This window comes from Nonomuraea sp. NPDC005983 (assembly GCF_040614375.1).
Classification (GTDB): Bacteria; Actinomycetota; Actinomycetes; order Streptosporangiales; family Streptosporangiaceae; genus Nonomuraea.
Map to the genome: position 1 here is coordinate 1 of NZ_JBEXUP010000296.1, position 1,725 is coordinate 1,725.

The following is a 1,725-nucleotide window of genomic DNA, read 5'->3' on the forward strand; positions in this document are numbered from 1 at the left end:
GCTCGAGCGGAGCCCAAGACGAACTTCGCCGCCAGTTCGCCGATCAGAAGCTGGACCAGTTACCCGGCCAAGGTTGCGTGACGGCCCACTAGGACAGGCGCGACGGTCTCGGCGCACACCTGGCCTTCGGGTCCACGGGCCGCTTGGCGAGGACGTCCCGCGCCTGCGACCTGGCCAGGTTCCAGCCGTTCCACGGATCGGGACGGTCCAGCCCGTTGGTGGCGACGACGTCGCGGAGCACGCAGCTGCGTTGCGGCTCCGGCAGCCGGTCCAGGGCGGGGACGGCCTCCGCCCCGAGATCGCCGAGGTAGTCGGAGTCGATCTTCGCGACGCCGCGCACCTCCACCTGGGTCTGGGCCACCTGGAGGTCCGGGTTGACGATGGCGAACGCGCCCAGGCCGAGCCCCGTCACCAGGACGACGGTCCGCGGCAGCCAGCCCGCCCCCCGTCCTAGCAGCCGGAGCGCGCCCGCCAGCAGCACCAGCGCGAACAGCGCGCCCAGCCACCAGACCGTCGCCTGCACCGACAGGCGCAGCCGCGACAGCCCGTACGCCTCCGTGTAGAGGTCCATGCGGTGCAGCGCGGACGCGAGCACCACCATGGTCAGCGCGCACAGCACGCCGAGCTGGCCCGCGAGCAGCCAGCGCTCGCGCCGCTCGGTCTTCAGCGCGCCCCCGGCGACCGCGACGATCCCCAGGACGAACACGCTGACCACCACGAGCTGGAAGAACCCCTGCCTGGCGTACTCCGCGTAGGACAGCCCGGCCGTCTTCAGGACCCAGGCGTTGCCGCCGAACAGCGTGGTGATCTGCACCGCCACGAACGCGGCGAACAGCAGGTTCACCGCGGTCAGCGGCACCAGCCAGACGGACCTGCCCACGCTCACCTTGACCTCCGGCCCCAGCGGGTCCGCCACCGGCCGGAGCGCGACCAGCACCACGGCGGCCAGCAGCACCGCCACGACGGCGAACAGGAAGACCCGGATCGGCGCGGAGTCCGCCCAGTCGGGGGCCGTGGTCAGGCGCTGCAGGTAGGTGGCGAACACCTTGTCGGCGGACGCGAACAGCAGCCCGAACACCAGCAGCAGCACCGCCGTGATGCCCAGCCCCACCACCGTCGGCATGATCCGTCTCTTGGCCGTCAGCCCCTTCAGCGGCATCGCCAGGAACCACGGCACCGGGGCCAGCGCCAGCAGCACCGACACACCGCCTCTGATCACGCCCAGCCAGCCCGTCCCCGCCCCTGACACGGCCAGCGCGCCCAGCCCGGCTCCCGCGACGAGCAGCAGCCCGACCAGCCAGTCGGCGTCCCGGACGGCGGCCGTCGAGACCAGCCAGTACGCGGTCAGGCCGAACGCCACCGTCCACGGGGTCATCCGCCTGGCCAGGGCGGGCAGCGCCGCCGCGCCGAGCACCATCGCGACCAGGACGACGCCCAGCCCGAGCTGCGCGTCGGGGAGCGCCACCGCGGCGAACACCCCTGCGCCCGTCGCCGCCGGCAGCAGCCAGCGCGGCGTCTCGGGCAGCTCGGGACGCGGGAAGAGCGGCGGCGGCACGTACGGTGGTGGCGGTGGTGGCGGTGGCGGCTGGTGTGGGCCGCCCACCTGCGGCTGGCCTCCGTACGTCGGGCCCTGCGCCCCCTGGAGTCGCGCGCTCGGCGGGTGCGGGCCGTGCGTCTGCGTGCTTGGCGGGCCGGGGGCTTGCGGGGGTTGGGGCGGCACGGGCG

General features: G+C 74.1%; 1 protein-coding gene. It reads right to left on the reverse strand.

The features are described 5' to 3' along the window. Positions 1-88: 88 nt before the first annotated feature. The coding region (locus ABZ297_RS46805) for a DUF4173 domain-containing protein (protein WP_355361090.1) at positions 89-1,725 on the reverse strand (1,637 nt) is incomplete at its 5' end.